The sequence below is a fragment of the Neisseria sp. 27098_8_158 genome, from assembly GCF_041433145.1.
Taxonomy (GTDB): domain Bacteria; phylum Pseudomonadota; class Gammaproteobacteria; order Burkholderiales; family Neisseriaceae; genus Neisseria; species Neisseria subflava_E.
Genome location: NZ_JAPWAZ010000001.1, coordinates 1,135,031 through 1,141,429 on the forward strand (window position 1 = coordinate 1,135,031; position 6,399 = coordinate 1,141,429).

The 6,399-nt window shown below is 48.3% G+C and carries 7 protein-coding genes; 6 read left to right on the forward strand and 1 reads right to left on the reverse strand.

The window, feature by feature from the left end; all coding sequences use genetic code 11:
• Positions 1–155: 155 nt before the first annotated feature.
• From O3681_RS05445 to O3681_RS05470, 6 genes are all read left to right on the forward strand, one after another.
• Positions 156–1,223 carry a DUF1176 domain-containing protein gene (locus tag O3681_RS05445; RefSeq protein ID WP_107723646.1) on the forward strand — a complete coding sequence of 356 codons (1,068 nt, stop codon included), beginning with the start codon at positions 156–158 and terminating at the stop codon, positions 1,221–1,223.
• A 124-nt stretch (positions 1,224–1,347) separates the two neighbouring features.
• Positions 1,348–1,668 carry an accessory factor UbiK family protein gene (locus O3681_RS05450; RefSeq protein WP_003684455.1) on the forward strand — a complete coding sequence of 107 codons (321 nt, stop codon included), beginning with the start codon at positions 1,348–1,350 and terminating at the stop codon, positions 1,666–1,668.
• A gap of 13 nt (positions 1,669–1,681) precedes the next feature.
• Complete coding sequence (locus O3681_RS05455; RefSeq protein ID WP_107723647.1) at positions 1,682–3,178, forward strand: YifB family Mg chelatase-like AAA ATPase; 1,497 nt, start codon at positions 1,682–1,684, stop codon at positions 3,176–3,178.
• 154 nt (positions 3,179–3,332) lie between these two features.
• A complete protein-coding gene (locus tag O3681_RS05460; protein ID WP_107723648.1) occupies positions 3,333–4,439 on the forward strand; it encodes an SPOR domain-containing protein in 1,107 nt (368 codons plus the stop codon).
• 11 nt (positions 4,440–4,450) lie between these two features.
• Positions 4,451–5,092 carry a thiol:disulfide interchange protein DsbA/DsbL gene (locus O3681_RS05465; RefSeq protein ID WP_070608096.1) on the forward strand — a complete coding sequence of 214 codons (642 nt, stop codon included), beginning with the start codon at positions 4,451–4,453 and terminating at the stop codon, positions 5,090–5,092.
• A 44-nt stretch (positions 5,093–5,136) separates the two neighbouring features.
• Positions 5,137–5,961 (forward strand): undecaprenyl-diphosphate phosphatase, encoded by an 825-nt coding sequence (locus O3681_RS05470; protein WP_371459459.1) that lies wholly within the window; start codon positions 5,137–5,139, stop codon positions 5,959–5,961.
• A 75-nt stretch (positions 5,962–6,036) separates the two neighbouring features.
• Here O3681_RS05470 and O3681_RS05475 read toward each other — a convergent pair.
• Positions 6,037–6,399 (reverse strand): type IV pilin protein (locus O3681_RS05475; protein ID WP_371459460.1); only part of this gene is annotated, 363 nt, incomplete at its 5' end.

A 6,399-nucleotide genomic window follows, 5' to 3' on the forward strand; every position in this document is an offset into this window, starting at 1 on the left:
GTCTGAACGGGAGTTTCAGACGGCCTTTTTACATCTAAATATTCAAAACCTTTTTACGAACGACACATCGTATTTTCACAAAAACAGTGCAATGAAATTTTGGATTGCTATGCTTTCCTTGTGAATCTACATAAATAAAACTGAAAGCATACATCATGAAAAAATGGCTGCTGGCTGTTTTGCCTGCCACCGCACTGGCTGCTCCGCCTCAAGGCTTTTATCAAAATTACAAAGACTGGGACATTGCTTGCGACAATACCGGCACCTGCCGTCTTGCCGGATATCAGGCAGATGAAACAGAACCGCCGGTTTCTATCCTGTTTACCCGACAAGCAGGGGCGAATGCCGCCGTAATTGGCGAAGTTTCCTTGCTGTCATTTAATGACGATGACACACAACTCGCCAGCATTGCAACCCGCAACGAATTAGTATTGAACGGTAAATCACTGGGCAAATTGGCGTTGAACAAAAAAGGCCAAGGCAAATTGAGCAGCGCGCAAACCAGTGCCTTACTCGAAGCATTGAAAAAAGAGAGCAAAATCAGCATCCGATCTGGAAAATATGAATGGCATTTGTCCGACAAAGGCGCAGCGGCGGCAATGTTGAAAGCGGATGAATTCCAAGGCCGTCTGAACACACCTTCCGCGCTGATACGCAAAGGCAACAGCAATCAGGCAGTCCTCAATCCTCAACCCAAACCCGTTATCCGTGCCGTTGCCGTACTACAAAAAGCAAGCGATACGCTGGAGCAAAACACGTCGCGCCACAATGCCGTCATGAAACTGCTGCGAGACAGCAACAACTATGCTCCCACTGACGATGACAATTACTGCCCCGCCCTGCATGATAAAGAGCACATGGATTGGAATCGCAGCCTAAGTATTTATCCGCTCAACAAACAACAAGTATTGGTAGAGGCCATCTGTATCGGCGGAGCCTATCAAACCGGCGGCTACTATGCCATTGCCAACAAAGAATTAACCAAAATCGAACAAGTGCTGCCGCCAATGACATACGGCGGTCACGGCGGATTCGATGAGAAAACAGCCACCCTTAGCGGCAGCTTCAAAGGCCGAGGGATCGGCGACTGCTGGTCTGGCAATGCAGCGGTGTGGGACGGTAAAACGTTTGTCCGCAGTGAGGAACACACCACCGGCTCATGCAAAGGCTTCACAGGCGGCGCTTGGCTGATGTCTATTTTTGAAGCCCGTGTTGAACGTTAAAATACACGGAATATTTACGATAGAAAGCAAAGGCCGTCTCAAAATTCCCGTTTTCAGACGGCCTTTTTCCTTATACAATAGCCACTTGAATTTCTATATACATTCTGAATAAAGGATACGGATTATGTTCGGCAAACAACTTTTTGAAGAAGTCAGCTCCAAAATCAGCGAAACCATCGCCAACAGCCCTGCCAAAGACATGGAAAAAAACGTTAAAGCCATGCTCGGCAGCGCATTCAACCGCATGGATTTGGTGACCCGCGAAGAATTCGACATCCAACAACAGGTTTTGATTAAAACCCGTACCAAACTGGCTGAATTGGAAGCCCGTTTGGCCAAACTCGAAGCCGCTCAAGAGCCTGAAGAAGCTGCTTTGAAAGCGGCCGAAGCTGCTGCAGAAGAAGCTGTTGCCGAAATCAAACAACAAACTGAAGCTGCCGAATAAGGCCGTCTGAAACATGTCGCTTGCTTTGGTTTACAGCCGCGCCTTAAGCGGCATGAATGCGCCGTTGGTCGAAGTGGAAGCCCACCTTGCCAACGGCTTGCCACATTTCAATATCGTCGGTTTGCCCGATACTGAAGTTAAAGAAAGCCGCGACCGTGTGCGTGCCGCCATTATCCAAAGCGGCTTCGACTTTCCCGCCAAGAAAATTACCGTCAACCTCGCACCGGCCGACCTCCCAAAAGAATCCGGCCGTTTCGATTTGCCGATTGCCTTAGGCATTCTTGCCGCATCGGGACAAATCAATCCTGAAAAGCTCTCCCAATATGAGTTTGCCGGAGAATTGGCGCTATCCGGCCTGCTGCGTCCCGTGCGCGGTGCACTGGCCATGGCATGGCAGGGAATGCAGGCAGGCCGTTCGTTTGTATTGCCGCAAGAAAATGCCGAACAGGCTGCCGTTATGCGCGGTATCGCGGTTTATGGAGCGCGTTCTTTGGGTGAAGTGGCCGCCCATTTAAACGGCATCGAACCGTTGACACAAACCGAATGCAAACTGCCACAAAGGCCGTCTGAACAAAGTAAAATTCCTGATTTAGCTGATGTTAAAGGCCAGCATACCGCCCGCCTTGCTTTGGAAATCGCAGCGGCAGGCGGACACAGCCTGCTGATGATGGGTCCGCCGGGTACGGGCAAATCCATGCTTTCGCAACGTTTGCCCGGCATCCTTCCGCCTTTGACCGAAGACGAATTAGTCGAAGTATGGGCATTGCGTTCGCTCCTGCCCAACCATCAACAGCAACTCGACAGTAACCGCCCTTTCCGCAGCCCTCATCACAGCGCCAGCTCGGCTGCCATGGTAGGTGGTGGTTCAGACCCGCGTCCGGGCGAAATTTCATTGGCACATCACGGTGTGTTGTTTTTAGACGAATTGCCCGAGTTTGACCGTAAAGTATTAGAAGTGTTGCGCGAACCTTTGGAAAACGGCGAAATCCATATTTCCCGCGCCGCACGCCAAGCAGTTTATCCAGCCAAGTTCCAACTTGTCGCCGCCATGAACCCCTGCCCTTGCGGCTATCTTGGTCATCCATCCAAACCTTGCCGCTGCACGCCTGAAAGCGTTGCCCGCTACCGCAACAAAATTTCAGGGCCATTGCTCGACCGTATTGATTTAACCATCGAAGTACCCAGCCTTTCCGCTGCCGAGTTGATGCAACAGGAAGCAGGCGAATCCAGTGCTACCGTATTGGAACGCGTTACCGCCGCACGCAAAATCCAATACAACCGACAAGGCAAAGTCAATGCAGAACTGAGTGTCGGCGAGCTCGATGGCAAAGCTCGTATTCAAAAAGAAGCGCAAGAAGCCTTGGGAACTATGCTCGAAAAACTGTCCCTTTCCGCCCGAAGTTTCCACCGCATCATGCGCGTCGCCCGTACGCTGGCCGATTTGGCGGGTGATGAAGAAGTCAGCAAAACCCATGTGATGAAAGCCATCGGCTTCCGTCGCGCCCTTTAACTTGTCAGACGGCCTGAATCTTTATGTTTAAGTAAAACTAGAGTAAACAAAGCATCAGGATTTTGCCGTCCATAACGGTTATTGATAAAATATCGAATCCAAACTCAGACAGTCTCCCTTCAGACCGTCTGAACACATTATTACAAGGTAAGTCATGAAAAAATCTACACAATATGGCAAAGGCTTGGCCGGTTTCTTTTTCGGCCTGATACTGGCAACAGGTATTATTGCCGGTATTTTGTTCTTCTTGAACCAAGGCAACCAAAACGTTTTCAAAGAGCTGACTCAGCCTAAACAAAGCGAAGAACCTGAAATCCTGAAACCTCAGGACAAAGCAGAGAAACGCCCAGCTACCGACAACTCGTCCAGCCAAGCAGATGAAGAAAAAGCCAAAGCTGAAAAAGAAGCGGCGGAGAAAGAAGCCAAAGCAAAAGAAGCGGCTGAAAAGGCTGCCAAAGAAGCTGAAGAGAAAGCTCAAGCAGAAAAAGAGGCTCAGGAAAAAGCCGATCGCGAGGCCAAAGAAAAAGCGGATAAAGCTGAAACAGAAAAAGCCGAACGCGAAGCTAAAGAAAAAGCTGAAAAAGCCGCCGCCGACAAAGCCGAACGCGAAGCCAAAGAAAGAGCAGACAAAACTGCCGTCGACAAAGCCGAACGTGAAGCCAAAGAAAAAGCCGCAAAAACGGAAGCAGAAAAAGAAGCCACCAAGAAAAAACTGGCCGAGAAAAAAGCCGAATTAGAGAAAAAACGCGCAGAAAAAGCCAAAGCTGAAAAAGAAGCTACTGATAAAACTGCAAAAGATAAAAAAGCAGCCGACCAACTGACCGACAAACAAAAAGAGCGTGCCGAGCGCAAATTGGCTGAGAAAAAAGCAGCCGAAGTCAAAAAACAAAACAAGCCGACACCTGAGCAAATCCTCAACAGCGGCAGCATCGAAAAAGCACGTAAAGCAGCAAATGCCTCTACAACAAAAGAAAGCAGCAACACTGCAAGTAAACAGTCAGCAGAAAAAGCCGAAGCAGCTGTGAACAGCGGTAAAAAAGCCTTCCTGCAACTTGGTTCATATGCAGACCGCTCCAGCGCAGACTCACAACGTGCAAAACTAGCTATTTTAGGTGTTTCTTCCAAAGTGGTTGAATCGCAAAACGGCGACAAAACCATTTACCGAGTTCAAAGTAATACCATGCCGCAGGAAGCCGCTGTAAAACTGCAAAAAAACCTGCAAGGCCATAATATCAACAGCTTGATTCGTTCTAGCAAATAATGGAATCACTGATGAAGCAGCATATAAAACAAACCATTTCCGCACTCAGCCTGAGCCTGCTCAGTCTGAGTGCGCAGGCTGCTACCGAGGGCGTGGACTATACTGTCCTCAGTCGCCCTATTCCGCAGCAACAAGCCGGAAAAATTGAAGTGCTAGAATTTTTCGGCTACTTCTGCGTCCATTGTTACCATCTCGATCCCGTTTTGTTGCAACACAGCAAAACCTTTGCCAAAGATGTTTCCTTACGGACAGAACACGTCGTTTGGATGCCTGAAATGTTAGGCTTGGCCAAAGTAGCCGCTGCCGTCAATCTTTCAGGTTTAAAATATCAGGCCAATCCAGTCATCTTCAAAGCAGTTTACGAACAAAAAATCAACCTGGCTGATGCAAATGTATTCCGATCATGGGTTGGTAAACAGACAAGTTTTGACAGTCAAAAACTGCTTCAAGCCTACAATAGCCCTGCTGCCGCGTCGGCTGCTGCAAAAATGCAGCAATTGACGGAAACTTATCGAATTGAAAACACACCAACTGTCATTGTCGGTGGTAAATACAAAGTCAATTTCAATGGTGGCGACTGGAAAGTCGGTATGAAAACCATAGATGACCTCATCGTCAAAGCCCGTCGCGAACAATCCTCAAAACCACTTTAACTATTCAACAAAAGAAAGACGGCCTCAAGGCCGTCTGAAAACTTATGGACATTCTGATTTTATTTAAAGCACTTATTCTCGGTATTATCGAAGGTTTAACCGAGTTCCTCCCTATTTCAAGTACCGGTCACTTGATTGTATTCGGCGACTTAATGAATTTCCAAAGTAACGGTAAAGTATTCGAAATTGCCATCCAGCTCGGTGCCGTATTAGCCGTCGTATTCGAATATCGCCAACGATTTATCCATATCATAAAAGGACTAGGCAAAGAGCGAACAGCCAATCGCTTTGTGCTGAATTTATTTATCGCATTCATCCCCGCTGCGATTGTTGGCCTCTTATTCAGTAAACAAATTAAATTGTATCTTTTCAACCCGATTACCGTTGCTACCATGCTGGCACTGGGAGGCTTCTTCATTTTATGGGTTGAAAAACGCCAAGCAACAGCAAAACCTAAAGTCAACCATGTCGATGATATGCGCCCAATTGACGCATTTGTTGTAGGATGCGCCCAAATTTGTGCCCTTATCCCTGGGACATCACGTTCAGGCAGTACCATCATGGGCGGTATGCTATGGGGACTGGAACGTAAAACGGCTACCGAATTTTCATTCTTCCTTGCTGTACCAATGATGATTGCGGCCACAGGTTACGACATTTTAAAAAACTACAAACTTTTTACCTTGCAAGATGTCGGACAAATTGCCATCGGTTTTATCGCAGCATTTATTGCCGGTTTATTGGCAGTAAAAGCTTTGCTGAAATTTGTCTCCAGTAAAAACTATGTGCCTTTTGCCTACTACCGTATTGTATTTGGTGGTCTGATTCTCCTTACTTGGATGCTAGGCATAGTCAGCTGGAGCGAATAATCGCTCCCTTCATTCTCCTCAAAGGGCGTGTACCCCACGTCCTTTTTACTCTCTTATCTCCTTTCCACTCTATTGTCACCCCATAAAAGGCTTACACTCCGCATCATTGCCCCTAAATATCTCCTCACCGTCCGTACAGCTGCCCTTCCCCTTCATCTTCCCGCATACCACCGCCGTCAGCGACTCGTTCAAACGCAGCACCCTCGGCTCCGCTTCCCTATCCAGCGCCACCGCCTTCAAGGTAAACTTACCCTCCAGGATGCCCTTAGCCTGACCGCTCATCCTGATACAGAAACCGCCCGCCTCCTTCACCGGCAGTTCCGGCCACTTCGTCGACGTCAGCTTAAAGCTGCCCTTTTTCGCGTAGAACTGCTCCATAAAGCGCGCATTTTCCAGCAGCGCAGCATGCGCCGCACGCAAGTTGGCCGAGCGGACCGA

Bases quoted from the DNA above. Each gene is read 5' to 3' on its own strand.
- O3681_RS05445 (WP_107723646.1), top strand. From the start codon at position 156: ATGAAAAAATGGCTGCTGGCTGTTTTGCCTGCCACCGCACTGGCTGCT.
- O3681_RS05450 (WP_003684455.1), top strand. From the start codon at position 1,348: ATGTTCGGCAAACAACTTTTTGAAGAAGTCAGCTCCAAAATCAGCGAA.
- O3681_RS05455 (WP_107723647.1), top strand. From the start codon at position 1,682: ATGTCGCTTGCTTTGGTTTACAGCCGCGCCTTAAGCGGCATGAATGCG.
- O3681_RS05460 (WP_107723648.1), top strand. From the start codon at position 3,333: ATGAAAAAATCTACACAATATGGCAAAGGCTTGGCCGGTTTCTTTTTC.
- O3681_RS05465 (WP_070608096.1), top strand. From the start codon at position 4,451: ATGAAGCAGCATATAAAACAAACCATTTCCGCACTCAGCCTGAGCCTG.
- O3681_RS05470 (WP_371459459.1), top strand. From the start codon at position 5,137: ATGGACATTCTGATTTTATTTAAAGCACTTATTCTCGGTATTATCGAA.